This is a genomic window from Vineibacter terrae, from assembly GCF_008039615.1.
In the GTDB taxonomy this organism is placed as follows: Bacteria; Pseudomonadota; Alphaproteobacteria; order Reyranellales; family Reyranellaceae; genus Vineibacter; species Vineibacter terrae.
In genome coordinates this window covers 1-26,213 of record NZ_VDUZ01000061.1, presented here as the reverse complement: position 1 = coordinate 26,213, position 26,213 = coordinate 1, and the positions used below count along the sequence as shown (strand labels likewise).

Genomic DNA, 26,213 nt, shown 5'->3' with positions numbered 1-26,213 from the left:
GCACGCGAAGCGGCCGCTCACGTTGACGCCGGCTACGCTGCGCGGCGGTCCCACCAATCGCGAAAACGGTACCAGGCGCCGACGACCGGCAATGCCCAGGACGGATCGCCGTTGTAGAAGCGCCGGGTCGGGAAATCGTCGGTGTCGAAGGCGTTGGCCGGCGCGTTCGAGCCGCCGCGGATCTTGCGCGCGGTCTCGCGGCCGAGATAGGTCATCATGGCCACGCCGTTGCCGTTGCACGCCATCAGGTAGCGCAAGCCGTCCGGCGTGCGGCCCATGTGCGGCAGCCAGTCGAAGGCGAACGCGACATTGCCGGTCCAGGCATGGGTGATCTTCACGCCCTTGAGCTGCGGGAACCGGTCGGTCATGTAGCGATGCAGCACCGGCGCGCTGACCTGCGGCGGCGCCTGGGTGAAGCGCGCCCGGCCGCCGAAGATCAGGCGCTTGCCGTCGGGCGACAGCCGGTAATAGGTCAGCACGCGCTTGGTGTCGGCCACTGCCCGGCTGTTGGGGATCAGCGTCTCGGGCAAGCCGTCCGGCAGCTCCTCGGTGGCGATGATATGGCTGGCCACCGGCACCAGCCGGCGCCTCAGGTAGGGCGTGACGTCACCGGTATAGCCGTTCGTGGCGACGACGACCTCGGTGGCCTCGATGGCGCCCTTGCTGGTCCTGACCACGTAGCCGCCGCCCGGCTTGCGCTCGTAGGCCAGCGCTTCGGTCTGGGCGCAGAGCACCGCCCCGGCCTTGTGGGCCGCCGCCAGCAGGCTGCCGTAGTAGCAGGCGGGATGGAGATGGCCTGCGCGCTCGACCAGCATGCCGCCGCAATAGTAGTCCGACCCGATCGCCTCGCGCTGGCGCTCCCGTGGCAGCATCTCGGCGCCGGCCTGGGCCAGGGCATTGAAATCGTCGACCTTGCCGGCGAGGTCGGCATAGTGCGCCGGGGTGAAGGCGCCCATGAAGCGGCCATGCCGGATGTAGTGCGCCTGCAGGCCTTCGCGGGCGATGATGTCCTCGATCGCGGTCATCGATTCGACGCCGCTGGCCAGCAGGGCCTTCTTGCGCGCCTGCCAGCCGTCGGCGTCGCGGCTCTTGCCCGAGATCCCCTTGCCCAGGTTCACCCCGCCGCTCACCATGCCGCCGTTGCGCGAGCTGGCGCCGACGCCGAAATCGCCCTTCTCCAGCACCACGGCGTCGATGCCGCCGCGCCGCAGTTCCAGCGCCGTCGACAGCCCGCCGTAGCCGGCGCCGACGATCAGGACGTCGGTCTTGCGCGGTGGATCCTGCGACAGCGCGTTGGACGGGTGCCACCACTCCCACCACCAGGGCGCCGCCTTGAAGTCGCGATGGAAGATGTCAGCGGCCACGGCGCGTCCTCCCACTCATACGCAACTGCCCGGTCCTACTCCGCCGCCGTCGGCAGCCTGGGCACGTAGGGCTTCGAGGCGAAGTGCTCCTGGTCGCTGCGCGAGAACGCCAGTCCGGCACGCAGGATGGCGGCGTCATCGACCTTGTCGAGGGGCACGTAGTAGCGGTCGTCGTCCCGGGTGATGGTGTCGTTGTCGACCCGGTTGTAGCAGATCAGCAGGGTCCACCGGCGCTTGTCGGAGCGGTTGGCATCGCTGCGGTGGATGGCGTTGCAGTGGAAGATCAGGACGTCGCCCGCTTCCAGCTCGCAGTAGGCGATCGGGTGGCGCGCCAAGATATGCGTCATCCGCTTGGGGTCGACCTCGTTCTGGCCCTGGGTCAGCGGCGTATGGTCGATGCGGCCCAGCCGGTGGCTGCCCTCCACGATCTGCAGGCAGCCGTTCTCCCGGGTCGTGCGGTCGAGCGCGATCATGCAGGACAGCATGTCCGGCCGCAGGCAGCCATTGTAGTACCAGTAGCCATAGTCCTGGTGCCATTCCCAGGCGCCGCCGACCGCCGGCTCCTTGGCCGTCAGCTTGGACTGGTAGTGGTACACCGCGCCGCCCAGCAGCGTCTCGCTGGTGTCGACCATGCGCGCGCATCGCGCCGCCAGCCCATAGACGCTGTCGCCGGCCCGGTTCCACAGCGAGATCCGGGTCGAGCGCCCCTCGCCGTCGAGCCGGTCCAGCACGTGGCCGCGCACCGCCGGGTCTTCCTCCATCGCCCGCGTCAGCAGATCCATCTCCGCCGGCGAGAACATGCCGCGCGCGATGACGAAGCCGCGCTCGTTGTACTCGGCGATCTGAGCCGGGCTCAGAACGGATGGCATGGCGCTTCTCCCGCATAGGCCTTGTTGTGTTGGATCGACTATTGCAACACCATAACGGGCTGGCAACCGCGCCGTCACCAGCGGCCCCTCGGTCGCGGCAAATGCGGACAGATCGGTCAGGATTGTCTGCGCCATTTGCGCTGACCGCGCCATGCGCGGTTCCCTGTGTCATCCCGCGCGAAGCGAAGATCTTTTAGACGTCGTTTTGCACGAACGGCGTTGGCGCAGAGCGTCATCGTTGGCTCCCGTGCAGTCCGATGGCCAGAGGATCCGTCGCCTCACCCAGGATGACAGCCGACCTCCAGCACGATGTGTCACCCACAGTGCCTCGCGGGGGAAGGCGATTTCTTCCGACAGAAACGACAGAAACTCATTTTGGACGCGCTTCCAATGAGTTGAGCGGCTTTTTCGGGGCCGACAGAAACTGACGGAAACCGACAGAAACCCCGCAACGCCGAACTGGAATCCGATCACGCCGGCACGGAATACCAGTGCCATCACACTATTTGTACTCGATCGGCGGCCAAATATCAAGAACAAATCGGCAACCAATCGCCTCCCAACAGTTTGACGTGTTGCAGGATCACCGGCCGCCACACGTGATCGTCCTGTCCTCCGGAGAAGGAATGGATCACACGCCCGGAGCGTTCCGTTTTGACCGCCCCTTTGCGGTCAAGCGGCGTGGACGGAAATGCACGTCGATCGCGCGTCGCATCGCTCGCACGAAGCGCGACTCGTCGCGCTGGACGTCCTCGACCCAGCCGGAAATGCCGATCGCCAGCGGCCGCATCCGCGTGCCGTCGAGATCCGGCAGCCGCATCGAGATGTGGCCGCCCCCGGGCGTCACGAGCTCCCTGGAAAAAAAGTAGCCCTGCCGGCGAAATGTCCGGACATGCTCCTGGACCGCGGCGGCATTGATCTTCCGCCGCCCGGCCACCACCTCGCTGCGGGTGCGATGGACCATCGACTTGATCCAGGAATCGTCCATGTCGCTGATCAGCGCGAAGCCGGCTGCCGACCATACGAGCAGCCGGTTCGTGCCTGTGGGCGTGTGAAGCCGCAGCGTGCTGGTCGCCTGGATGACGTGGATGTACTGGGCATAGATGCCGTTGCGCGACGACAGCGTGATGGTCATGCCCGTTTCCTGGCTGAGCTCCTCCATCAGCTCCATCACCGGCGCGATGCTGCCTTCTGCATTCGATAGCCAGGCACCAAGCAGCGCCACGCGCGCGGACGGAAGATACGTCCGGCCGGCGGGATCGAATTCGAGATACCCGATCTGAGCAAGGCTTTTCAGCAACACCGAGGTCGACGACTGCGGGAAGCCAAGCCGCTCGGCGATCTCGCCCGCCCGCGCGGCACGCTGGATGTCGCCGAACAGCTCGAAGACACGCAGGACGCGGGCGGCCGACTTGACGACCGCCTGCTCGTCCGTTGCGGGCTCGATGCTGGCGACTGACTGGCTGCGACGTTCCACGCTTCCCCCGGTGCGACGCAAGGTTATCGCTCCTACACCCCTCCCCGCGAGAGCGCCATGGCGTGGACACATCCCGGAGGTCAACGCCGCTGTCATCCTGAGCGCAGCGAAGGATCTTTTGGGCCGTGGGACCGCACGGGAAGCACCCTCGATATCCGTGCGCCGATACGTTCCGCTCGTGCGAAACGACGGTCCAAAAGATCCTTCGCTGCGCTCAGGATGACAGATGAGTGCTTCGCGCAAGTCCGACATCAGCAGGCTGATATTCGCATATCACCAACATGATGGCGTTGCCATCGCTCCATCCCTGCTCCTACACTCTCCCGCGACCGATCAGCCGATGGCGGCGAGGAGTGGTGGCGATGCATGACCTGGTGATTCGCAATGCGTTGATCGTGGACGGCACGGGTGGCGAGCCATACCACGGCGACCTCGCGGTGAACGGCGATCGCATCGCCGCGATCGGCATCGGGCTCGGGCACGGCCGCGAGACCGTCGACGCCGACGGCCTCGCCCTCATGCCCGGCATCATCGATGGCCATACGCACTATGACGCGCAGGTCACGTGGGATCCGTTCGTCGATCCCTCCCCTGCGCTCGGTGTCACGACCGTCGTGATGGGCAATTGCGGGTTCACCATCGCCCCCTGCCGTCCCGAGGACCGCGACCTCACGATGCGCAACCTCACGCACGTGGAAGGCATGTCCCTCGACGCGCTGCGGACCGGCATCGCGTGGGATTTCGAGACCTTTCCGGAATACCTAGCGATGATCGAGGCCCGCGGCGTGGGCCCCAACGTCGCGGCCTTCGTCGGCCACTCCTCGGTCCGCACCTATGTCCTTCGCGAGGACGCCTCCCGTCGTGCCGCCAGCGATGCCGAGATCGCGCGCATGGCCACGATCGTGAAGGAGGCTGTCGAGGCCGGCGCGGCCGGGTTCTCCTCCACGACCAATGAGCCGCACAACGGCGAGAATGGCATCCCGATGCCGTCGCGGCTGGCCGACAGGCGGGAGATGGAAGCCCTGACGGGCGCGCTCGGCGAGGCCGGGCGTGGCGTGTTCATGACCACCAAAGGGGCCTGCACGAGCATTGCCGAGATCGAGTCGCTGGCCGCGCGATGCGGCCGCCCGGCCCTGATCTCCGGCTTCCTTCACAACCCCGCCAACCCCGGTCGTGCGCAAGGCTTCCTTGATGAGATCGCGGCGGGACGCGCCCGCGGTGTCCGCATGTGGGGTGAGGTGTCCTGCTGCCCGCTCACCATGGATTTCACCATGAAGAGCGCCTACATCTTCGAAGGCCTGCCGGCATGGAAGCCCGCCATGGAGGCGAAAGGTGCCGCGCTCAGCCGCCTTTACGCCGACCCTACGTTCCGTGACTCGGTCAAACAGGACCTCGTCAAGTTCCGCGGCCTGCGCGCCTTCAACAGCGAGTGGCACAAGCTGCATGTCGTCGAGACGACGCAGTCCGGCAACGCCGCGCTTGAAGGCCTGTCGATCGAAGAGCTGGCCGGCTCGCGGCATGCCGCCCATCCCCTCGATGCGCTGCTCGACCTGGCGCTGCAGGAGAACCTCGACACGCTGTTCACGGCCGTGCTCCTGAACGCCGACGAGGAGGCGGTGGCGTCCCTCGTCAATCATCCCGACAACTATGTCACGCTCTCCGACGCGGGCGCGCACCTGACCTTCCTGTGCGACGCCGGGTTCGGCCTGCACTTGCTGGGCCGCTGGAGCCGGGAGCTCCAGGTGATGAGCCTGGCGGAGGCGGTCCGCAAGCTGACGACCCAGCCAGCCGACATCTTCGGTATCCAGGACCGCGGTCGCCTGGCAGCCGGCCTGGCGGCCGACCTTTTCCTGTTCGATCCGGCCACCGTCGCGCGCGGCCCCAAGCGGCGCCAGCGCGACCTGCCCGGCGGCGCCGCACGACTCGTCACACCGGGGCTCGGGGTGCACGGCGTATGGGTGAATGGCCGCCCGGTCGCCGATGAGCGCGGTGTCGTGCCGACGCCGGTGCGGCCCGGTCGCGTGCTGCGCGACTTTGTTTGACGCGAGCGTCAAAAACAAACGCCGCCGGCGTGAGGTTCGCGGTCGTCCTGCATTCGGCTGCGCTCCACATACATAATATCGAAATATCACATGGCTGAACGAATTGCCCCGCGGCGCGATCCGGACTATCGGTGAACGACGATTCATTCGGCGTGCCGGGGCAACCCGCGCCTCAGACAAGACCAAGAAAAGCCCACACAAGGAGGAGACACATGTTCCGATCGCTTGCCCTCGGCCTCGCTACGGCCCTGGCCCTTTTCGCGGCGACGCCTGTCGCCGCGCAGACGACAACCTTGACGGTGAGCACGTGGGTGCCGCCGGGTCACCCGATCAACACCACGATGCTGCCGGCCTGGTTCAAGCAGGTCGAGGAAGCGACCCAGGGCCGGGTGAAGTTCCGCGTCCTGCCTAAGACCGCCGGTGCCGTCGGTGGACAGGTCGACGCCGTGCGCGACGGGTTGGCGGACGTCGGCTACACGGCGCATGGCTACAATCCGGGCCGCTTCGTGCTGCAGGAGCTGGCCGAGCTGCCGCTGCTGGGCGAGACGTCGCTGGAGAGCAGCATCGCCTACTGGCGCATCTTCCAGAAGCACCTGGCGAAGTTCAACGAGCACGAAGGCATCGTCGTGCTGAGCACGATGGTGAGCGAAGGCCGCCTGCACAATGCACGGCACGAGATCACCTCCGTCGGGGATCTCAAGGGCCTCAAGATCCGGGTCGCCGGCGGCAACACCATCGAAACCGCCAAGCTTCTTGGAATCGTCCCGGTCCAGAAGCCGATCAACGAGATCTACGAGATGCTGTCGGCGGGGATCGTCGACGGCGCCATGATGCCCATGCTGACGGTGCAGAGCTTCGGCCTGCTCGACAAGCTCACGCATACGCTTGTGGTTCCCGGCGCGCTCTACAACTCCAGCTACTCGCTGTTCATCAATCCCGCGAAGTTCGCGAAGCTGTCGCCGCAGGACCAGGAGGCGTTGCGCAAGACAGCGGGCGAGAATTTCGCCCGCATCTGGGGCGGCACGGCCCGTGACGGCGACATCAAGGCCGAGGCCGAGGCCAGGCGAGTCGGCAACAAGGTGACGAAGATCAGCCCGGCGTTCGAGGCGGAGCTGCGCAAGGCCCTCGAGCCGATCGACCGGCATTGGATCGAGCGGGCCAAGGCCAAGGGCCTGAGCAACGCCGAAGAAATCCTCAAGGAATTCCGCGCGGAAGCCAAACAGGCATCCGCCAGCCACTGACCTTGGGCGGCGCGACGATGTCCGAGCTGCCGACCGACGCCGAGGTCGAAGAACGCGTCGGCATGACCAGGATCGAGCGCTTGATCTCGCGCTCGTGCCTGGTGCTTGCCGGAGCCGCCCTGGTCCTCATGTCGCTCCTGACCACCGCCGACGTCGTGGGCCGGGCCTTCGGCCATCCGGTGGGGGCGGCGACAGAGCTGACCGAGCTCCTGATGGTCGTCACCATCTTCTGCGCCCTGCCGATCGTCACGCGTCGGCACGAGCATATCTCGATCGAGATCCTCGACAGCGTCATGCCCCGGATGGCGCAGCGGCTGGCGGCCATAGGGACCGGCCTGCTGGGCACCGTCTGCCTCGGCGTGGCGGCATGGCGGGTCTGGGAGCTGGCAAAGCGCGCTTTCGCCGGCGGTGACGTCACCGCCTACCTGAAGATACCGCTGGCGCCGATCGTCACCTTCATCGCCATCATGTGCGTGGTGCTGGCCGGCGCCTTCCTGCTGACGGCCTTGCGGCCCCCGAGGCACGGCCGATGACCGTGACGCTCATCGGCTTCGCCGCCCTCTTCTCGCTGATCTTCCTTCGCGTGCCGATCGGATTGGCGCTGGGCTTCGTCGGCTTCCTCGGCTACGCGACGATCGTCGATGTCGGACCCGCAGCCTCGCTGGTCGCCCAGACCATCCGCGACGCCGGCCACTCCTACACCCTGTCCGTCATCCCGATGTTCGTGCTGATGGGCAACCTGGTCGCCCGGTCCGGGCTCGCCGACGACCTCTATGCCGCGGCGAACGCTTTTATCGGTCACCGCAAAGGTGGGCTGGCGATGGCGACCGTGATCGCCTGCGGCGGCTTCGCATCGGTGTCGGGCTCGTCCGTCGCCACGGCGGCGACGATGTCCAAGGTGTCGTTCCCGGCCATGCGGCGGTTCGGCTACAACGATCGCCTCGCCACGGGCGCCATCGCCGCCGGCGGCACGCTCGGCATCCTGATCCCGCCCAGTGTCATCATGGTGATCTACGGCGTGATGACGGAAACCCATATCGGCAAGCTGTTCGCCGCCGGCCTGCTGCCCGGCCTGGTGGGCATCGCCGGCTACATCGCTGCAGTGCGCTGGACGGTGTGGCGTGACCCTGCCTCCGGCCCGGCCGGCCCGCGCATGCCGTGGCGCGAGCGCTGGCGGGTGCTGCGCGGTGTCGTCGGCGTGCTGACGCTGTTCCTGATCGTCATGGGCGGCATCTACGGCGGCCTCTTCACGCCGACCGAAGCCTCGGGCATCGGTGCTTTCGGCGCCACGGTCTTCGCCGCGTTCCGCAAGCGCCTCACCACGGCCGTCACCTACGACGTGCTCTCGGAGACGGCACGCACGACCGCCATGATCTTCTTCGTCCTGATGGGCGCCCTGATCTTCGCCGAGTTCGTCAGCTTCGCCGGCATGCCCGAGGCGCTGGTCGAGCTGATCCGCTTCATGGCGCTCTCGCCCCTTGCCGTCATTGCCGTGATGATGGGCATCTACCTCGTCCTGGGCTGCGTGCTCGACTCGCTGGCCATGATCCTGCTGACAGTGCCCATCTTCTTCCCGATCGTGATGGCCCTGGGATACGACCCGGTCTGGTTCGGCGTCCTGATCGTTGTGGTGATCGAGATCGGCCTGATCACGCCGCCGATCGGCATGAACGTGTTCGTGCTCAACGCCATGCTCGCGGACGTGCCGGTGACATCGATCTTCCGCGGCATCGTGCCGTTCCTCGGCGCCGACATCGTTCGACTCGCCATCCTCGTCGCGCTGCCCGGCATCAGCCTGTTCCTGCCGAAGCTGTTCTTTGGTTAGGGGCGCCGTCGCGATTGTGAGATGAGCATGCCCGATCCCCGAATGCCGCCGCGCGAATCGGTCGTCACGCGCGAGCTGATCGACGGCTATGCACGGCGCATCCCGGACAAGGTCTATGTGCGCTTCGAGGACGGCTCGACCTGGACTTACGCCGAGCTCCGCGAGCGCGTCATCCAGGCGGCGGTCGGCTTTCAGGCGCTGGGCGTCAGGCAGGACGACTTCGTCCTGTCCTGGCTACCCAACGGGCCGTGGGCGCTCGCGACCTGGTTCGGGCTGAACTATATCGGCGCGGTCTACGTGCCGGTGAATACCGCCTACCGCGGCTCGCTGCTGCAGCATGTCATCGCCGACTCGCGCGCCCGGCTGATGATCGCCGACAGCCGGCTTGCCCCTCGCCTCGCCGAGATCGACCGCGCCGGCCTGCGCCAGGTGGTGTGCGTCGGCGCCGACCTGCCGGCGATCGCCGGCCTCGACATCCTGCCGCAGGATGTGCTCGTGCCGCCGGATGGCGCGCTGGCCGATCTCGAGCGACCGATACAGCCCTGGGACACCCAGGCCGTCATCTACACCTCGGGCACGACCGGGCCGTCCAAGGGCGTGCTGTCCTCGTACATGCACATCTGCAGCACCGGGCGGGCCTATCCGATCGACGGCGAGGACCGCACCCTCGTCAACATCCCGCTGTTCCACGCCAGCGGCACGGGCGCCGTCTACCGCATGCTCATGCATGGCGGGTCGATCGCGATGGTCGAGGCGTTCAACACCTACACGTTCTGGGATACGGTCCGCGCCACAGGCACGACGACGCTGACATTGCTCGGCGCGATGACGCCCTTCCTGATGAAGCAACCGCCCGGCGACCGCGACCGCGACCACCCGCTGCGAAAGGTGACGATGGTCCCCCTCGGCGAGGACTCGGCGGCGTTCACCGAACGCTTCGGCGTCGACGTCTACACCGCCTTCAACATGACCGAAACGTCGTGCCCGATCTTCTCGGACCGCAATCCGCAGAGGCGCGGGACCTGCGGCCGCCCGCGCCCTGGCGTTCAGGTCCGCGTCGTCGACGGGAACGACTGCGAGGTGCCGGTCGGCGAGATCGGCGAGCTCGTGATCCGTACGGACATGCCCTGGGCGATGAACCACGGCTACCACAACAATCCCGAAGCCACGGCGCGCGCCTGGCGCAACGGCTGGTTCCACAGCGGCGACGCCTTCCGCTGCGATGCAGAGGGCAACTACTACTTCGTCGACCGGATGAAGGATGCGATCCGCCGGCGTGGCGAAAATATCTCCTCGTTCGAGGTCGAGGCCGAGATCTGCATGCATCCCGACGTCCGCGAGGCCGCCGTCGTCGCTGCCGCCAGCGAATACAACGAGGACGAGGTGCTCGCCGTCGTGGCCCCGGTCGCGGGCCACACGATCGACCCGATGACGCTGATCGACTTCCTCGCCAACCGGCTGCCGCACTTCATGATCCCGCGATATCTGCGGATCCTGCCCGAGCTGCCCAAGACGCCGACGCACAAGGTGCAGAAGCACATCCTGCGCCACGACGGCGTGACGCAGGACACGTGGGATCGGGAAAAAGCCGGAATCGTCTTCAAGCGCCAGGCGCTGCGCTAGAGCATGTCCCGATCGAATGGCATCACCCCTGGAAGTTTCGATCGATCATGCCGATCTGAGCCGCCCCTGGACCGGCGAACCACCGGAAGAGAGCCATGACATACGAGACGATCAAGATGTCCATCGACACGCGCGGCGTGGCGACGTTGATGCTGGCGCGGCCGCAGGTCCACAACGCCATGAACGGCGTGATGTGGCGTGAGCTGCTGGACGCCGTCCAGGCGCTGGAGGCGGACGGCAGTGTGCGAGTGGTCGTCCTGACCGGGGAGGGCCAGACCTTCTGCGCCGGTGGCGATCTTGGCTACCAGCAGGCGCAAGGGGGCGCCAGCCTCGACGACAGGCTCGACGAAGCGCGGCGATTCTCGGCCTTGCTCCACGCGCTCGATTCGCTGTCGAAGCCGCTGATCGGCCGCATCAACGGCGCGGCGTATGCCGGCGGCTTCTCGCTGATCTCCGTCACCGACGTGGCGATCGGCATCGATACGGCCAGCTTTGCGATCACCGAAGCGCGGCTGGGGCTGGTCCCGGCCGTCATGCTGCCCTTCGTGGTCCGTCGGCTGGGCATGGTGAACGCCCGCCGCCTCTTCCTGACCGCCCGGCGCTTTCCCGCTGCCGAAGCTGTCTCCTATGGATTGCTGCACGCCAGCGTCCCGCCCGGTGCCCTGGATGCCGCGGTCGAGGACGAGGTCGCCCACGTCCTGCGCTGCGGGCCGCAGGCGTTGCGGACGATCAAGCACCTGATCGCACAGGCGTCACGGCACGGCATCGACGTGCCGCATGAGCATACGATCGGCCAGGTTGCCGCGATGTGGGATTCGGCCGAGGGCCGGGAGGGTATCCTCAGCTACTTCGAGAAGCGCAAGCCGGCCTGGACCACGCCCGCCTGAGATCTGCCTCTTCGCCTTTCAGGTTTGACAGCCGCCGCGCCGGCGCCACAGACTTGCGCCCCCTTCCCAAAGCACCCCTCAATCCGTGTCCGCGGAGGCCATCCATATGAAGACTGTATTGCTGACCGGCGCGGCGGGATCCATCGGATCGGCTCTGCGCCGCGAGCTGAAGGGCGTCTATGGCGAGCTGCGGCTGGCCGACATCAAGGCCATCAACGATGTCGGCCCGGGCGAGACGTTCCACCGCGTCGATGTCGCCGACATGGGCGCGCTGAGCGCTGCGATGGAGGGGGTCGACGGCGTGATCCACATGGCCGGCCAGTCTGTCGAGGCCGACTGGGACACCGTCCATCGCCAGAACATCGTCGGTCTCTACAACCTCTATGAAGCTGCCCGCAATGCCGGGGTGAGGCGCGTGATCTACCCCAGCAGCAACCATGCTGTCGGCTTCTACCCGCGCAACCGGCGCGTGGGCGCCCGCGCCGTCTTCCGGCCCGATGGCCGCTACGGCGTCAGCAAGGCGTTCGGCGAGCTGGTGGCGGCGCTGTATGCCGACAAATACGACATCGGCTCCCTGTGCATCCGCATCGGCAACGCCAACGACAAGCCCATCGACAAGAGGCGGCTCAGCATCTGGGTGAGCTGGCGCGACCTGGCGCAGCTCGTGCGCATCGGGCTCGAGCACCCCGACATCCATTTCGAGATCGTCTATGGCGTTTCGGACAATGAGCGGTCCTGGTTCGACAATGCCACTGCCTACCAGCTCGGCTACCGGCCGCAGGACAGGGCGGAGGACTACGCCGCGGAGGTCCTCGCCCGCGAGCAGCCCGAGGACCCGGCCAAGGTCGGGCCGCGCGTGATCGGCGGCACCTTCGCCGACGAAGAGTATGTCGGCGACCCCGACCGGATCGAGAAGTTCAGGTACTGATCCGGGGTCGTCCGAATCCCAACCGTCGTCCCGAGCGCAGCGAGGGATCACCTGCGAAAGACGCGCGGTACGCCATGCGCGGGAGATCCCTCGCTGCGCTCGGGATGACAGTGATGGCTGCTTCCGGATCAGCCGGGGTGACGCTTGAGGAACGCCTCGAGCACGCGTCGCGTGAGGCGCTGGTTGCTGCGATTCCAATCGTCATCGGTCGCGAACACCGGTTCCGACGGATCCCATCCGCTGCATGTAAAATCGGACTGGCGCGCGAAGAAGCCCACGAACGGCTCCTGCTGCCGCCATGATGCGATCGGCTGGCTGTCAAAGGCGGCGCCGTCCTGGATCTCGCACAGCATCACGCCGTCCTTGGTCCGGATCAGCCCGTGGCCGCAGTAGTCGCGGTGATATTCGACGATCACGCCATCGCCGGGCGGCATCCGCATGAGGGCCTGCCACAGCGCATTCGCCAGCTCGGCGCCGAACGGCTGCCGGTCGAGCCGGTCACGCAGCGCCTCGCCTACCCGCCGCCTCTCCTCGAGATAGCGCTTTTCCTGCGGATCGCCCGCGCCGTCCGGGATCGCCTTGGCCTTTTCACGCCGCATCGCCAGCAGGCCGATTGCTGCGAGCAGCAATCCTGCCGCGATCAGCCATCCAGGCATCGCCGCGCGCGCGATGGCGGACGTTGCTGCTCTATTGCCACGTTGCCTTTCACGCCACCAGGCGGATGCCTTCCTGCTCGACCGTCGGGGCCACGTCGGCGACCGTGGTGCGCTGCACGCTGCGCTTGTGGGCCAGGTCGTCGAACGGCCGGCCGCGATGCATGGTGCAGCGGTCGTCCCACATCACCAGGTCGCCGACGCGGTAGCGATGCGTGTAGACGAACTGCCGCTGCGTGGCATGCGCGATCAGGTCGGCCAGCAGCGTTTTGCCCTCCGCATCGTCCATGCCGAGGATCCGGCCGGCATGCGAGGCCAGATACAGCGTCTTGCGCTTGGAGCCGGGATGCGTGCGCACCACGACCTGCGGCACCGGCGGCAGCTGGTCCCGCTCCTCCTGGCTGAAATTGCTGTATCCGGTCTTGGCGCGCGACGTGAAGATCGAGTGCTCCGCCACCAGCCCCTCGAGCCGGCGCTTCATCTCGTCGGGCAGCGCATCATGGGCGGCACGCAGGTCGGCGAACTCGGTGAAGCCGCCGAGCGGCGGAATCGCCTTGGCGTAGAGCAGCGAGCACTTGGCCGGCACCCGCTTGAACGAGCTGTCGGTGTGCCATAGCTGGTTGCCCAGGTTGAACATGCGCCGCCGGTCATCCGGCTTCAGCAGCTCGTTGTTCTCGTCGAGGTTCGAGACATCGGCCAGGTCCGAACGCAGGCGCTGCCTGGTGTCCGTGCGGATGTTGCCCATCGAGGTCTCGAGCGGCCCGAAGCTCAGGCTGAAATCGACCTGCTGCTGGTCGCTCAGGTCCTGCTCGACGAAGATCAGCACCGAGAAGCGATTGAAGGCGTCCTCGATGACCCTCAGATCCCCCCGCTCGACCGGCCGCCGCAGATCCAGGCCGCCGATCTCGGCGGCGAAGCTGTCGGTGATCGGGTTGACGACTACAGGCATGGCTTCCTCCGGCACGCTTTGCCCGCAAGAGTACGCCCGCCTGCCCCGCCCGACAATCGCCGGGCGCCGAGCAACGCACCGACGCCGTCTCCTCTCCCCGCGAGCGGGGAGAGGAAGGGGCCCATGCCGAAGGCATGGGAAGGTGAGGGGTAGGAACGATCAAGCCATGCAGCAAAAATGGGGACTGATCGCTTGTACCCCTCACCCTCCCATCGCTTTCGCGATGGGCCCCTCCCTCTCCCCGCTCACGCGGGGCGAGGGGTCAACGACAGCGCAGCATCACGTTTGCGCGTACAATGGGGGCCATCCGCAGCCTGCACGACGGTGGCTCGCATGAGGGTCCTGGTCTTTGGCGGCGCCGGCTTTGTCGGCCTCGGCATTGCCGAGGCGCTGCTGGCGCGTGGTGATGACGTGACGCTGCTCGATCGGCGGCCGCCGCCGCAAGCGGCCCGCACCGCCTTCGGCAGCCTGCCCGGGCGCCTGTCGGTGGTCGCCGGCAATGTGCGCGACGAGAACGATGTCCGCTACGCCGTGGCCGACATGCCGGATGTCGTGATCTACGGCGCCGCGCTGACGGCCGATGCCGCGCGGGAAGCGGCGGAGCCCGATCGGATCCTCGACATCAATGTCGGCGGGCTGGTGCGGGTGCTGCAGGCGGTGGCGGCCGGTGCCGTTCGCCGGACCATCCTGCTGAGCTCCGCCTCCGCCTATGGCGAGAGCGCCTACCAGGACGGCCCCATCGACGAGACGGCGGCTGCAGCGCCGCGGTCGCTCTATGCCGTCAGCAAGCTGGCCGGCGAGCAGTTCGCACGACGCCTGGCCGAATTGGGCGGGCTCGACGTGCGCATGGTGCGGCTATCGAGCGTCTTCGGCCCGTGGGAGCACGAGACAGGCGTGCGCGACACGCTCAGCCCGCCATACCAAGTGGCGCTGGCGGCGCTGGAAGGCCGGCCCGCCCTGCTGCCGCGGCCCTGCATGCGCGACTTCGTCTATGTCCGCGACGTGGCCGAGGCTGTCGTGGCGCTGATCGATGCGCCCTCGCCGCGATACGACCTCTACAATATCGGCCCGGGAGCGAGCTGGAGCCTGCTGGACTGGGGCGTGCAGCTGCGCGACATCGCCCGGCCCGGCTTCGAGTGCCGCGTGCGTGCGGCCGGCGAAACGGCAACGATCAACCTGCACGGTGATCGCGACCGTTCGCCGCTCGCCATCGGGCGCCTCACGGACGACCTGCTGTACAAGCCCCGCTACGGATGGGCGCGATCGGCGCAGGACTATGGCGCATGGCTGGGCCGGCACGGCGTCAGCCTCATGCTGCCCTGATCCGATCACACCACCGGTGACATGCCGCCGTCGACATTGATGGCGACACCGTTGATGTAGGAGCCCGAATCGGAGGCCAGGAAGCAGGCGGCGTTGGCGAATTCCTCGGCCTCGCCCAGCCGGCCGATCGGCAGGTTGCGCGCCTTGGCGAACTCGTCGAGGTATTCGCGGTAGCTCTTGTTGGTGCCCGGGTTCTGCTTGTAGCGGCGCATCCACTGGTCGCTGTCGATGAGGCCGACCAGCAGGGCGTTGACCAGCACGTTGTGCGGCGCGCCCTCGCCGGCCAGCACCTTGGTGAGCGCCATGCCGGCGGCGCGCGACACGCTGGTGGGCGCGGTGTTGGCGCCCGGCGTCTTGGCGTAGGTGTTCAGCACGTTGATGATGCGGCCCCAGTGCCGCTGCTTCATGCCGGGAAACGCCAGCCGGCAAAGGCGGATCGCCGGCCATAGCTTGATCGCGAAATCAGTTTCCCACTCGGCGTCGGTCACCGACTCGAACGGCTTGGCGGCCGAGGCGCCGGCATTGTTGACCAGGACATCGACCTGACCGAAATCGGCCACCACCTTGGCCCACGTGGCCTCCAGCGCCGCCTTGTCGGACACATCGCAGCTATAGGCTTCGACCTTGGCGCCTGACTTGGCGACCTCGGCCTTGGCCTCGGCCAGGACATCGGGCCGGCGCGCCAGCAGCGCGACCTTGGCGCCAGCGCCGGCGAACTTCAGCGCCATCGCCTTGCCCAGGCCCATGCTGGCGCCCGTGATCAGGGCGACCCGCCCGTCCATGCGACTTTCCATGCCGATATCTCCTGTTGTCCGGCGCCACGATGCCACAGTCGGCAGCAAGGCAGGAAGCCGGGCAGGTGCTCTCGGCGGTCATGGATGCGTTGCGCCGGCCCTCAGGCGCGGCGACGCCAGAGCAGCCCGATCAGGCTGAGCGCGCCCGTCAGCAGCGCTGCGGCACCAAGGAGCCAGACATTGCTGCCGTAGCCGGGCTCGAGCGACCCGGCTAGCCGGACATGGCCGGGATCGGACGGGTCGTAGACCACGCGCATCACCTGCCCAACCCGGATCTCGCCACGGTCGAGGGAGTCGAGCGTGGTGCCCTGGACCACCCTGCCATCCCCGATACGGTAGCTGAAGGTGGGATGATAGGTGGTGGCGAGGTAGTCGCCGCGCCGGCCGGTGTGGCGGACCTCCTTGTGGCCGATCATGGTGCCGTCGGCCGGCAGGCCAACGGCGATCATGTGCAGACGATCCGCGGCGAGCGTCCACGCGCCGTACGCGAAGCTCAGCGCCAGCAGCAGACCGATCATGCAGGCGGCCAGGACGCCCCCGCGCGATATCTTCGCCGCGCCCCGTGGCGCGGCCGCCTTGCTCGCTACAGCCATGCGAGGGAAACACGCGCCAACCGGCGATCTTCCCTCGCAGCGGAAATATCACCGGTCGTCAGTGGCCAGCGAGCGGCAGCGCGACCAGCGGCACAAATCCACACGTTCCGCAGCCTGCTTCGGCGCCGCGACGAGGATGAAAGGTGCGTCGAACGGCCAGTGCCGGGATGACAGGGTGTGTATCAGGGAGAAGCGAGGATCTGCGGGCGATTGTCGCTAACGGTGCCGCCACACGGGCTTGGTGTACCAGATCCCAGGGACCTTCTCGCTGACACGCCCTGCCGTGACGGCGACCCACATGTCCTCGTTCCATTTCATGGGGGCCTTGCCGCGTAGCGTCGGGCGTGCGCTGCGCATGGCTTTTTCCACCTTCTTGGCGTTCGCGGCGTCAACGTTGTTCAGCAGCTGGATCGGGCGCATGCCGTTGATGTAGAGGCTCTTCACGGCCAGCAGCGTTGCCTGCTGGTTCTTCGACATGCCCTCTCCGGACCAGTTGTCGAAGGCCTCGCCTGGATCATCGCCGTCCTCCCGGTAATCGCCGCCCGGCCCTTCGACGATGTTCCACCCTTGCCACGTGAGCTGGGTCAGGAGCGCGTCGCGGTCCACGGTCAGGGCGCCGGCCTTCAAGCCCTGGATGACCACCGGGACGCTGGGCGCACCGATCAGCCCGAGATACTCCGCGACGGCATCCCAGTGCCTGCCCTCAACCAGGCCGTTCCACACAGCCCGCAGGCAGTTCCAGGGAATCGTATGGTGCCATGTGAACGTGATCGACGGCGTCATAGCCGAGTGCTTCCATTCGTGAGGCTCGTTGCCGCGGTGCTCTGTGACAATGCCGTTCAACGCCATGGGCATGAGGACTCCTCCAACCAACTAACCAATCAACCAAGGCGATACAGTGCCAGCGACGCTGGTGCTGGCAACCGGAACGGGCGCACGATATGGTCGCATGTGGATCAATCCCTGCTACCAGAAGCAAAGGGCGCCACGATCCGGACATATCACGCGGGAAGCACGCACTGTCATCCTGAGTCCTTCGCTTCGCGAAGGATGACTGTGGGCTTCAGGATGACAGGGGGTTCAGAATGCGGCGCAGACCGGCGTTTCGACCTTCAGCACCGACTGCTGCCGGAAGCGGTGCTTGTAGGCATCGATCACAGCGTCGAAGCGCGAGCGTGCCGCTGCAGCATCATCGACCACGATAGTGAGGCGCTTGCTGCGCTCGCGGCTGATCCTGCCGCTGGCGGTGTCCCGGTACTGGCCATGAGCATCGAGGACCGTGAGGCCATCGGGAAAGCGCGGCGTCACCTCCTGGTCGACGAACAGTGACCATTGAGCGTCCGACACCCCGGCCGTGCCGCCGATGTCGCGGCCGAAATAGAGGTCGACTTGCGTCGCGGGCTTCGCCGGCGCCCGACAGATTGGCGCGGCGGCGCAGGCGGTGAGCAGCAGCACGAGGGCAACGGGTGCAGCGAGCGATCGCGTCGTCCCTCGTTGTCCCGAGCGAAGCGAAGGACCTTTCGGTGGTGGGGCCCGACCTGCGGCGGTTCCGGTGACGGGTCGGACCGCGTCGCTCCAGCGACGCTCTTCTTCATGCATCATGAGCGCCGCTGGAGCGGCGCGGTCCCAGCCGTCACCAGCGCCGTCAGTGTCGCACGCACCACCGCAAGATCCTTCGCTTCGCTCAGGATGACAAATGGTGGGCGGCCAGCCGAACGCCTCCAACAGCCTACCGCAGCGAGGCGTTGATCTTGTCGAGCGTCGCCTTGCCGGGGCACAGCTCGGCGGCGTTGAGCTTGTTGAGCGGCGCGTCGACGGTGTTGAGGTTGGCGTGCAGGTCCTTGGGCATCGCCTCGACGTAGAGCAGGCCGGTGGCCACCTCGCCCGCCGCCTCGGCCGCCTGGATGTACTGCATGGCCGCGATCTTGTCGCAGGGATCGTAATCCGGCGCCAGCTTGCGCAGGCGCAGCAGCGAGCCGTCGTGCTGCTGCACCTCCTGCACCGTGCCGGGATCGTACTGCGTGGTGATCTCCTCGCGGGTCTCGATGAAGTCCAGCCGGTTCACCGCCTCGTTGTGCTCGCGCACGTACTCGTAGCTCTTGGTCGAGCCGGCGTGGTTGTTGAACGCCACGCAGGGGCTGATCACGTCGAGGAACGCCGCGCCCTTGTGGTCGATGGCGGCCTTGATCAGCGGCACGAGCTGCTGCTTGTCGCCGGAGAAGCTGCGGGCCACGAAGGTGGCGCCCATCAGGATCGCCATCGACACCATGTCGATCGACGAATCGGAGTTCGCGACGCCCTTCTTGCTCACCGAGCCACGGTCGGCGGTGGCCGAGAACTGCCCCTTGGTCAGGCCGTACACGCCATTGTTCATGACGATGTACACCATGTTCACGCCGCGACGCATGATATGCGCGAACTGGCCCAGGCCGATCGACGCCGAATCGCCGTCGCCCGACACGCCCATGTAGACGAGGTCGCGATTGGCGAGGTTGGCGCCGGTCATCACCGACGGCATGCGGCCATGCACGGTGTTGAAGCCGTGGCTATGGCCCAGGAAGTAGGTCGGCGTCTTGGACGAGCAGCCGATGCCCGACAGCTTGGCGACGTGGTGCGGCTGGATATCGAGCTCGTAGCAGGCCTGGATGATGGCGGCGCTGATCGAGTCGTGGCCACAGCCGGCGCACAGGGTCGACACCGACCCTTCGTAGTCGCGCCGCGTGTAGCCGGCCTTGTTGCGCTGCAGCGAGGGGTGGTGCAGCTTCGGCTTGGTGATGTAGGTCATCGCAGACTCCGGACCCTCATACCTTCAAGTGTCATGTCGAGCGCAGCCTTCCCCCGCCGGGCAGGGCTAGCGCATGTGGCGCCGGGAAAGAAAACCACAGAGGCACAGAGACACAGAGGCAACACAGAGAGAAAAGCGTTGCGCGCCTTCGGCGTGCGATAGTGCCTTGCTCTGTGTGATCTCTGTGCCTCTGTGCCTCTGTGGTTCGTCTTTCGACAGTTCGGCCGGCAACGCCACATGCGATCGCCCCGCCCCTGCGGAGGAAGGACAAAATGCGCGGGGTGGCGTGGGATGGGCATGATCACTCCGCCGCCAGGCGCTTGGGCGCGATGTGGCTCATGATGGCATCGGTGATGAAGCGCGCCGTGATGGGCGTGCCGTCGTAGTGCAGGATGGGCACGATCTTGCCCGGATCGGCGCCCAGATCGCTGAGCATCAGCATGCGCAGCTGGCCGTCGCGGTTCTGCTCGACCAGGAACACCGTGTCGTGACCAGCCACGAAGTCGGTCACCGCCTGGCTGAGCGGATAGGCGCGCAGGCGCAGCGCGTCCATGTGCACGCCCTGCTCGTCCAGCCGGTCCAGCGCTTCCGTCATCGCCGGGCTGGTCGAGCCGAAATAGATCACGCCTGTCCTGGTCGCCGACTTCGCCGGCCGCAGGACGGGCTGCGGCGCGATGGCCTTGGCCGTCTCGAGCTTGCGCACGAGACGCTCCATGTTGTCGACGTAGACCGGCCCCTCCTCGCTGTACTTGGCGTAGCGGTCCTTGGTGGTGCCGCGCGTGAAGAACGAGCCCTTGGTGGGATGCGTGCCCGGATAGGTCCGGAACGGGATGCCATCGCCGTCGACGTCGAGATAGCGGCCGAACTTGGCGGTCGCAGCCTGCAGGTCCTCGGCCGTCATCACCTTGCCGCGGTCATAGGCGCGGGCATCGTCCCATTCGAACGGCGCGCACAGACGCTGGTTCATGCCGATATCGAGATCGGTCATCACGAACACAGGCGTCTGCAGCCGGTCGGCGAGGTCGAGCGCCGTCGCCGCGAGGTCGAAGCACTCCTTCGGGTCCTCTGGGAACAGCAGCACGTGGCGCGTGTCGCCATTGGACGCCAGCGCGCAGGACAGGATGTCGGCCTGCTGGGTGCGCGTCGGCATGCCGGTCGACGGGCCGCCGCGCTGCACGTTGATGATCACCGCCGGGATCTCGGCGAAATAGGCCAGCCCGATGAACTCGGTCATCAGCGAGATGCCGGGGCCCGATGTCGACGTGAAGGCGCGGGCGCCGTTCCAGCCGGCACCGATTACCATGCCGATCGAGGCCAGCTCGTCCTCGGCCTGCACGATGGCGTATTTGGCCTTGCCGGTCTCCTTGTCGTGCCGGTGGCGGCGGCAATGGGCCTGGAACGCCTCGGCCAGCGACGAGCTGGGCGTGATCGGATACCAGGCGCAGACCGTGGCGCCGCCATAGACGCAGCCCAGGGCGGCAGCGTTGTTGCCCTCGACGAAGATGCGGTTGCCGACGGCATCGGCGCGCCGCACCTTCAGCTTCACCGCCGACGGATCGAGGTTCTTGGCGACCCAGTCGCGGCCGAGATGAAGCGCCTTGATGTTGCTGTCGAGCAGCTTCTCCTTGCCCTTGTACTGCTCGCCGAACAGCCGCTCGATCTCCTTGGGATCGATGTCGAGCAGCACGCTCAGCGCGCCGACATAGATGATGTTCTTGAACAGCTGGCGCTGGCGGGCGTCGGTGTAGGTGGCGTTGCAGATCGCCGTCAGCGGCACGCCCACGATGTTGATGTCCGGCCGGAACATCGACGGCGGCATCGGCTTGGTGGCGTCGTAGAACAGGTAGCCGCCGGGCTCGATCTCCTTGATGTCCTCGGCCCAGGTCTGCGGATTCATCGCCACCATCAGGTCGACGCCACCGCGCCGGCCGAGATAGCCCTTCTCCGTCACCCGCACCTCGTACCAGGTCGGCAGGCCTTGGATGTTGGACGGGAAAATGTTGCGCGGGCTGACCGGCACACCCATCCGCAGGATCGCGCGGGCGAACAGCTCGTTGGCCGACGCCGAGCCCGATCCGTTGACGTTGGCGAACTTGACGACGAAGTCGTTCACCGCCTCTAGCGCTTTTGGCATGTGTGCCCCGCGTGCGTCATCTCGATGTAGTACTTGCGCATGTCCCACGCGCCTGTCGGGCAGCGCTCGGCGCACAGACCACAGTGGAGACAGACGTCCTCGTCCTTGACCATGACGCGGCCTGTCTTCAGGCCGTCGCCGACATAGAGATCCTGCTCGGTGTTGAGCGCCGGCGCCATCAGCCGCCCGCGCAGCTCCTTCTCCTCGCCGTTCTCGGTGAAGGTGATGCAGTCCATCGGGCAGATGTCGACGCAGGCATCGCACTCGATGCAGAGATTGCCCGTGAACACCGTCTGCACGTCGCAGTTCAGGCAGCGCTGCGCTTCCTTCCAGGCGAGGTCGAGATCGAAGCCGAGCTCGACCTCGGCCTTGATGTCCTTCAGCGAGATTGCCTTGTCGCGATGCGGCACCTTGAAGCGCGACACGACCGAGACGTCGTTGTCGTAGCTCCACTCATGGATGCCCATCTTCTGGCTGACGATGTTCATCCCCGGCGCCGGGCGATCGCCGACGTCCTCGCCCCGCAAGGACTTGTCGATCGAGATCGCCGCGTCGTGGCCGTGCGCCGCCGCCCAGATGATGTTCTTGGGACCGAACGCGGCGTCGCCACCGAAGAACACCTTGGGGTGAGTCGAGGCCAGCGTGACGGTGTCGACCTTGGGCATGTGCCACTTGTCGAACTCGATGCCGATGTCGCCCTCGATCCAGGGGAAGGCGTTCTCCTGGCCGACGGCGACCAGCACGTCGTCGCACTCGAGATGCTGATCGGGCTCGCCCGACGGCACCAGGCTGCGGCGGCCCTTGTCGTCGTAGACCGCCTTGACCTTCTCGAACACGACGCCGGTCAGCTTGCCGTTCCTGTGCGTGAACTCCTTGGGCACGAGGAAGTTCAGGATCGGGATGTCCTCGTGCATGGCGTCCTCCTTCTCCCAGGGAGACGCCTTCATCTCATCGAAGCCCGAGCGCACGACCACCTTGACGTCGCTGCCGCCCAGGCGACGCGACGTGCGGCAGCAATCCATCGCCGTGTTGCCGCCGCCCAGCACGATCACGCGCTTGCCGATTTTCTCGATATGGCCGAACGAGACGTTGGACAGCCAGTCGATGCCGATATGGATGTTGGCGGCGGCTTCCTTGCGGCCGGGGATATCGAGGTCGCGGCCGCGCGGCGCGCCGGAGCCGACGAAGACCGCGTCGAAGCCTTCCTTCAGCAGCGCCTTCATCGACTCGACCCGGCGCTGACGGAACTCGATGTTGCCGATGCCGGTGATGAAGGCGACCTCCTCGTCGATCACCTGCTCGGGCAGACGGAAGCGCGGGATCTGGGTGCGGATCATGCCGCCCAGCTTGGGATCCTGATCGAAGATCACGATGTCGTAGCCGAGCACGGCGAGGTCGCGCGCGACCGTCAGCGAGGCCGGCCCGCCGCCGACGCAGGCGATCGTCTTGCCGAGCTTCTGCGGCGGCGCCTTGGGCATGCGCTCGATCACGCCGTTCTTGTTGTCCGCCGCGACGCGCTTGAGCCGGCAGATCGCCACCGGCTCCTTCTTGCCCTTGACCAGCGTCTCGTCCTCGACGCGGCCGCGCCGGCACGCAGGCTCGCACGGCCGGTCACAGGTGCGGCCCAGGATTCCCGGAAACACGTTGGACTTCCAGTTGATCATGTAGGCGTCGTCGAAGCGACCATGCGCAATCAACCGGATGTACTCGGGCACCGGCGTATGTGCCGGACACGCCCACTGGCAATCGACGACTTTATGAAAATAGTCGGGATTGCCGATATCCGTCGCTCTCAAACTGCTTCCTCCAGGGACGCCCGCCGGGGGCTGGGGGCTCCCGAATTCTCGTGGATTGAGAGTTATTTACCCGACTCTGACGACCTGAACCACCGCAATCAGGCAGTGCCGCCCCGCGTCCCGCGTATTCCCATAGCGGGGCTAGGGTTTTGATGCACTGCACCATCCACCGCTACCGTTCTTCATATGGGTAGTACGGCAAGCAGATGCACATCGTTCCCGACCGTATCCGGCCCTTCTGTCATCCCGAGCGCAAGCGAGGGATCTCCCGCGAACGGCGTGCCGTGCGTCATTCGCAGGAGATCCCTCGCTTGCGCTCGGGATGACAGTCCTGACCCGCGCTCAGTTGCCGCCGTAGAGGTAGTTGGGCAGCCACAGCGTCATGCCCGGCCACACGTACATGATCGCCATGCACAGCACGACGATCAGCATGTAGGGCATCATCCCGGCGAAGATCTGGTTGATGGTCACGTGCTTGGGCGCCACGCCTTTGAGATAGAACGCCGACATGGCCACCGGCGGCGACAGGAAGGCGGCCTGCAGGTTCACGAACACGATCGTGCCCCACAGGATCGGATCGATATCGAAGTGCTTCAGCAGCGGCAGGAAAATGGGCACGAAGATGATGATGATCTCGGTCCATTCCAGCGGCCAGCCGAGCAGGAAGATGATCAGCTGCGAGAGCAGCATGAACTCCAGCGGCGTCAGGTTCAGCAGCAGCACCCATTTCTCGATCAGCGCCTGGCCACCGAGGATGGCGAACACGGCCGAGAACAGGGCCGAGCCCACGAACAGCCAGCACACCATGGCCGTGGTCTTGGCGGTGAGGAACACCGCCTCCTTGGTGCGCTTCCAGTCCAGGGTGCGTGCCTGGAACGCCAGCAGGAAGGCCCCGGCGGCGCCGACCGCCGCCGACTCCGTGGCCGTGGTGATGCCCAGCAGGATCACGGCCAGCACCACGACGGTGAGGATGCCCAGCGGCATGACCGATGCCGTCAGCAGCTTCAGCACCTGGAAGCGCTCGGCGCCCATCTTCCAATAGTAGCGCAGGACCAGCAGCGCCAGCGCCGCGGTGATGCCCCAGTACCAGAGGAAGAAGGCCTGGCTGGGTCCGCTGGGCGCCGCCGAGGCAGCGCTGCTGCCGGCCGAGCCCAGCGGCTCCAGGCCGCCCGACGCGGCGGCCTCGGTGCCGGCCTGCTGGTAGATGGCGACATACCACCACACGCCGGCCATGGTGATGACCGCCAGCAGCAGCGGCACCAGGGCATAGCCCATGTTGCCCAGCAGCGCGCCATAGCCCATGCGCCCGCCCTTCTCGGCCTCGAGGCCCATGGCGCGGCCGGGCGCCAGCAGCGCCCGCAGCAGCGACACGAAGACGTTGTCCGAATAGGCCGCCTGCAGCCGGCGCACCCAATCGGGCACCGGCACGCGCATCTGCTCCTCCGGCAGCCTGGGAGCAATCCTGGGATTGATCATCGCCCAGCCGATCACATAGGCGACGTACAGCAGCGCCAGGAAGAAGCCGGGGAACATCGCCGCGGCATAGAGCTTCACCACCGACTGGCCGGCCACGGCGGCGTAGACGATGATCATGACCGAGGGCGGGATCAGGATGCCCAGCGTGCCGCCGGCGGTGATGACGCCGGATGCGAGCTTCACGTCGTAGCCGGCGCGCAGCATCGGGTTGAACGCGATCACGCCCATCAGCACCACGACCGCGCCCACCAGCCCGCTGGCGATGCCCCAGAACGTGCACACGACCAGCGTCGCCACCGCCAGCGGCGCGGCCACGCGCCGGAACGCGAGCTGGATGGCGTAGAACATCTTGTCGACGAGCGCGCCGCGCTCCATCACGTAGCCCATCAGCACGAAGAGCGGGATGGAGATCAGCACGTCGTTGGTCATGGCGCCGTAGGTGCGCTGGACCATCAGCTCGAACACGTGGTTGTCCGCCCACGGCTTGGACGGATCGTAATAGGCGATGAAGCCGAAGAAGATGCCCAGGCCCATCAGGGTGAAGGCCGTCGCGAAGCCCATCATGATCACGACGACGATGAGCCCCAGCATCAGGAGGCCGAGTGCCGGTTCGCTCATGTCATCAGGTCCCCGCCCCGCCCGCGCTGGCGCGCGGCCTCGTCAATATGCTGCGCCTGCGCGATCGCGCGTTGGCGCGATTCCTCGTCGACATACTCGCTGTGCGCCAGCTGCTCCTCGACCACGTCGATCTCGGCGACGTCCTTCAGGCGCGACGGCCAGACGCCCGTCCTGAGGCAGACGACGCAGCGCACCACCTCGGCGAAGCCCTGCAGCAGCAGCAGCGCGCCGGCGATCGGGATCACGGTCTTGAAGTGGTAGACCGGCGGGCCGTCGGCGGTGACGTTGGAGTGCTCGCGGATGCGCCAGGCGTCGGCGGCGTAGTCGACACCGGCATAGATCAGCGCCGCTATGCCCGGGAAGAAGAAGACGAAGTACAGGATCAGGTCCAGCGTCGCCTGCGTGCGCGGGCGCATGGAGCTGTAGAGGAAGTCGCCCCGGACATGGGCGTTCTGCGCCAGCCCGTAGGCGCCGCACAGCATGAAAAGCGACCCGTACAGCATGTTGTTGAGGTCGAATATCCATGCCGTCGGCATGTTCATGATGTAGCGCTTGAAGACCTCGGCGCAGACGACGAGCATCAGCCCGATGATCAGCCAGGCGGCAGCCTTGCCGACCCAGGTGCTGATGCCGTCGATGCCGTGCAGGAAGCGTTCGACGTTCATGGGGTATCGGTCCGCATTGAAGCCTCATCCTCCCCCACGCAGTGGCTAGGGCGTCTACACATCTTGGCGCGTTGGCGCGGCAGATTGACTCGGGCCGAGGATAGCGGCTTCCCGTGCGGGTGGGCGATGTGATTCTGTATGGCGCACTTTGGTTCAGCTGGAGTGCCGCCA

Annotated in this window: 22 protein-coding genes; 8 read left to right on the top strand and 14 right to left on the bottom strand. The window is 66.6% G+C overall.

Translation table 11 applies throughout. The features are described 5' to 3' along the window. Positions 1–32 precede the first annotated feature (32 nt). The 3 genes from FHP25_RS35075 to FHP25_RS35065 all read right to left on the bottom strand — a co-directional run bounded on the left by FHP25_RS35075 (position 33) and on the right by FHP25_RS35065 (position 3,710). Positions 33–1,364 (bottom strand): NAD(P)/FAD-dependent oxidoreductase, encoded by a 1,332-nt coding sequence (locus FHP25_RS35075; protein ID WP_147851653.1) that lies wholly within the window; start codon positions 1,362–1,364, stop codon positions 33–35. A 35-nt stretch (positions 1,365–1,399) separates the two neighbouring features. Then, complete coding sequence (locus tag FHP25_RS35070; protein ID WP_178134026.1) at positions 1,400–2,233, bottom strand: phytanoyl-CoA dioxygenase family protein; 834 nt, start codon at positions 2,231–2,233, stop codon at positions 1,400–1,402. A gap of 631 nt (positions 2,234–2,864) precedes the next feature. Further along, entirely contained in the window at positions 2,865–3,710 is an 846-nt protein-coding gene (locus FHP25_RS35065) for an IclR family transcriptional regulator (RefSeq protein WP_178134025.1), read from the bottom strand. 362 nt (positions 3,711–4,072) lie between these two features. On the opposite strand from FHP25_RS35065, the gene FHP25_RS35060 reads away from it, so the two are divergent. From FHP25_RS35060 to FHP25_RS35030, 7 genes are all read left to right on the top strand, one after another. Further along, entirely contained in the window at positions 4,073–5,752 is a 1,680-nt protein-coding gene (locus FHP25_RS35060) for an N-acyl-D-amino-acid deacylase family protein (RefSeq protein ID WP_178134024.1), read from the top strand. Between the two features lie 212 nt (positions 5,753–5,964). After that, positions 5,965–6,993, top strand: coding sequence for a TRAP transporter substrate-binding protein (locus tag FHP25_RS35055; RefSeq protein ID WP_147851649.1), 1,029 nt, complete (start codon positions 5,965–5,967; stop codon positions 6,991–6,993). A 17-nt stretch (positions 6,994–7,010) separates the two neighbouring features. After that, on the top strand, positions 7,011–7,526 hold the full coding sequence (locus FHP25_RS35050; RefSeq protein WP_147851648.1) for a TRAP transporter small permease: 516 nt from the start codon (positions 7,011–7,013) through the stop codon (positions 7,524–7,526). Next, a complete protein-coding gene (locus FHP25_RS35045; RefSeq protein WP_147851647.1) occupies positions 7,523–8,818 on the top strand; it encodes a TRAP transporter large permease in 1,296 nt (431 codons plus the stop codon). The genes FHP25_RS35050 and FHP25_RS35045 overlap by 4 nt, the downstream gene beginning before the upstream one ends. Positions 8,819–8,845: 27 nt before the next feature. Next, positions 8,846–10,441 carry an AMP-binding protein gene (locus tag FHP25_RS35040; RefSeq protein WP_231712590.1) on the top strand — a complete coding sequence of 532 codons (1,596 nt, stop codon included), beginning with the start codon at positions 8,846–8,848 and terminating at the stop codon, positions 10,439–10,441. Between the two features lie 95 nt (positions 10,442–10,536). Next, positions 10,537–11,328, top strand: coding sequence for an enoyl-CoA hydratase-related protein (locus FHP25_RS35035; RefSeq protein WP_147851646.1), 792 nt, complete (start codon positions 10,537–10,539; stop codon positions 11,326–11,328). A 106-nt stretch (positions 11,329–11,434) separates the two neighbouring features. Further along, entirely contained in the window at positions 11,435–12,256 is an 822-nt protein-coding gene (locus tag FHP25_RS35030; protein WP_147851645.1) for an NAD-dependent epimerase/dehydratase family protein, read from the top strand. Positions 12,257–12,384: 128 nt separating this feature from the next. On the opposite strand, the gene FHP25_RS35025 is transcribed toward FHP25_RS35030, so the two are convergent. Next, positions 12,385–12,912: a hypothetical protein gene (locus FHP25_RS35025; RefSeq protein ID WP_147851644.1), complete on the bottom strand. Its 528-nt coding sequence runs from the start codon at positions 12,910–12,912 to the stop codon at positions 12,385–12,387. A 49-nt stretch (positions 12,913–12,961) separates the two neighbouring features. Further along, positions 12,962–13,858, bottom strand: coding sequence for a TauD/TfdA dioxygenase family protein (locus FHP25_RS35020; RefSeq protein WP_147851643.1), 897 nt, complete (start codon positions 13,856–13,858; stop codon positions 12,962–12,964). A gap of 333 nt (positions 13,859–14,191) precedes the next feature. Here FHP25_RS35020 and FHP25_RS35015 point away from each other — a divergent pair, with 333 nt between their 5' ends. After that, positions 14,192–15,181 carry an NAD-dependent epimerase/dehydratase family protein gene (locus FHP25_RS35015; RefSeq protein WP_178134023.1) on the top strand — a complete coding sequence of 330 codons (990 nt, stop codon included), beginning with the start codon at positions 14,192–14,194 and terminating at the stop codon, positions 15,179–15,181. Between the two features lie 5 nt (positions 15,182–15,186). Here the strand turns inward: FHP25_RS35015 and FHP25_RS35010 are convergent, their stop codons facing one another. From FHP25_RS35010 to FHP25_RS34970, 9 genes are all read right to left on the bottom strand, one after another. Next, the gene (locus FHP25_RS35010; protein ID WP_147851641.1) at positions 15,187–15,975 is read right to left on the bottom strand and encodes an SDR family NAD(P)-dependent oxidoreductase; all 789 of its coding nucleotides are present in this window, start codon (positions 15,973–15,975) and stop codon (positions 15,187–15,189) included. Positions 15,976–16,076: 101 nt separating this feature from the next. Beyond that, positions 16,077–16,493, bottom strand: coding sequence for a DUF3592 domain-containing protein (locus FHP25_RS35005; protein ID WP_178134022.1), 417 nt, complete (start codon positions 16,491–16,493; stop codon positions 16,077–16,079). 291 nt (positions 16,494–16,784) lie between these two features. Beyond that, positions 16,785–17,423 carry a hypothetical protein gene (locus FHP25_RS35000; protein ID WP_147851639.1) on the bottom strand — a complete coding sequence of 213 codons (639 nt, stop codon included), beginning with the start codon at positions 17,421–17,423 and terminating at the stop codon, positions 16,785–16,787. Between the two features lie 225 nt (positions 17,424–17,648). Next, complete coding sequence (locus FHP25_RS34995) at positions 17,649–18,170, bottom strand: DUF3574 domain-containing protein (protein ID WP_147851638.1); 522 nt, start codon at positions 18,168–18,170, stop codon at positions 17,649–17,651. A gap of 127 nt (positions 18,171–18,297) precedes the next feature. Next, positions 18,298–19,353, bottom strand: coding sequence for a 2-oxoacid:ferredoxin oxidoreductase subunit beta (locus FHP25_RS34990; RefSeq protein ID WP_147851637.1), 1,056 nt, complete (start codon positions 19,351–19,353; stop codon positions 18,298–18,300). Positions 19,354–19,654: 301 nt separating this feature from the next. Next, positions 19,655–21,487 carry a 2-oxoacid:acceptor oxidoreductase subunit alpha gene (locus FHP25_RS34985; protein ID WP_147851636.1) on the bottom strand — a complete coding sequence of 611 codons (1,833 nt, stop codon included), beginning with the start codon at positions 21,485–21,487 and terminating at the stop codon, positions 19,655–19,657. After that, positions 21,472–23,283: an FAD-dependent oxidoreductase gene (locus tag FHP25_RS34980; protein ID WP_147851635.1), complete on the bottom strand. Its 1,812-nt coding sequence runs from the start codon at positions 23,281–23,283 to the stop codon at positions 21,472–21,474. Before FHP25_RS34980 ends, FHP25_RS34985 begins: the two co-directional genes overlap by 16 nt. Positions 23,284–23,625: 342 nt before the next feature. Further along, a complete protein-coding gene (locus FHP25_RS34975) occupies positions 23,626–25,377 on the bottom strand; it encodes a TRAP transporter large permease (RefSeq protein WP_147851634.1) in 1,752 nt (583 codons plus the stop codon). Further along, positions 25,374–26,042 (bottom strand): TRAP transporter small permease subunit, encoded by a 669-nt coding sequence (locus FHP25_RS34970; RefSeq protein WP_147851633.1) that lies wholly within the window; start codon positions 26,040–26,042, stop codon positions 25,374–25,376. Before FHP25_RS34970 ends, FHP25_RS34975 begins: the two co-directional genes overlap by 4 nt. Positions 26,043–26,213: the final 171 nt, after the last annotated feature.

Excerpts from the sequence above, each read along its gene's own strand:
- FHP25_RS34975 (WP_147851634.1), bottom strand. The coding sequence starts at position 25,377 with ATGAGCGAACCGGCACTCGGCCTCCTGATGCTGGGGCTCATCGTCGTC.
- FHP25_RS35050 (WP_147851648.1), top strand. The coding sequence starts at position 7,011 with ATGTCCGAGCTGCCGACCGACGCCGAGGTCGAAGAACGCGTCGGCATG.
- FHP25_RS35015 (WP_178134023.1), top strand. The coding sequence starts at position 14,192 with ATGAGGGTCCTGGTCTTTGGCGGCGCCGGCTTTGTCGGCCTCGGCATT.
- FHP25_RS35010 (WP_147851641.1), bottom strand. The coding sequence starts at position 15,975 with ATGGAAAGTCGCATGGACGGGCGGGTCGCCCTGATCACGGGCGCCAGC.
- FHP25_RS34990 (WP_147851637.1), bottom strand. The coding sequence starts at position 19,353 with ATGACCTACATCACCAAGCCGAAGCTGCACCACCCCTCGCTGCAGCGC.
- FHP25_RS35005 (WP_178134022.1), bottom strand. The coding sequence starts at position 16,493 with ATGATCGGTCTGCTGCTGGCGCTGAGCTTCGCGTACGGCGCGTGGACG.
- FHP25_RS35055 (WP_147851649.1), top strand. The coding sequence starts at position 5,965 with ATGTTCCGATCGCTTGCCCTCGGCCTCGCTACGGCCCTGGCCCTTTTC.
- FHP25_RS34995 (WP_147851638.1), bottom strand. The coding sequence starts at position 18,170 with ATGATGCATGAAGAAGAGCGTCGCTGGAGCGACGCGGTCCGACCCGTC.
- FHP25_RS35020 (WP_147851643.1), bottom strand. The coding sequence starts at position 13,858 with ATGCCTGTAGTCGTCAACCCGATCACCGACAGCTTCGCCGCCGAGATC.
- FHP25_RS35060 (WP_178134024.1), top strand. The coding sequence starts at position 4,073 with ATGCATGACCTGGTGATTCGCAATGCGTTGATCGTGGACGGCACGGGT.
- FHP25_RS35045 (WP_147851647.1), top strand. The coding sequence starts at position 7,523 with ATGACCGTGACGCTCATCGGCTTCGCCGCCCTCTTCTCGCTGATCTTC.
- FHP25_RS35040 (WP_231712590.1), top strand. The coding sequence starts at position 8,846 with ATGCCCGATCCCCGAATGCCGCCGCGCGAATCGGTCGTCACGCGCGAG.
- FHP25_RS35035 (WP_147851646.1), top strand. The coding sequence starts at position 10,537 with ATGACATACGAGACGATCAAGATGTCCATCGACACGCGCGGCGTGGCG.
- FHP25_RS34985 (WP_147851636.1), bottom strand. The coding sequence starts at position 21,487 with ATGCCAAAAGCGCTAGAGGCGGTGAACGACTTCGTCGTCAAGTTCGCC.
- FHP25_RS35025 (WP_147851644.1), bottom strand. The coding sequence starts at position 12,912 with ATGCCTGGATGGCTGATCGCGGCAGGATTGCTGCTCGCAGCAATCGGC.
- FHP25_RS35000 (WP_147851639.1), bottom strand. The coding sequence starts at position 17,423 with ATGCCCATGGCGTTGAACGGCATTGTCACAGAGCACCGCGGCAACGAG.
- FHP25_RS35070 (WP_178134026.1), bottom strand. The coding sequence starts at position 2,233 with ATGCCATCCGTTCTGAGCCCGGCTCAGATCGCCGAGTACAACGAGCGC.
- FHP25_RS34970 (WP_147851633.1), bottom strand. The coding sequence starts at position 26,042 with ATGAACGTCGAACGCTTCCTGCACGGCATCGACGGCATCAGCACCTGG.
- FHP25_RS35030 (WP_147851645.1), top strand. The coding sequence starts at position 11,435 with ATGAAGACTGTATTGCTGACCGGCGCGGCGGGATCCATCGGATCGGCT.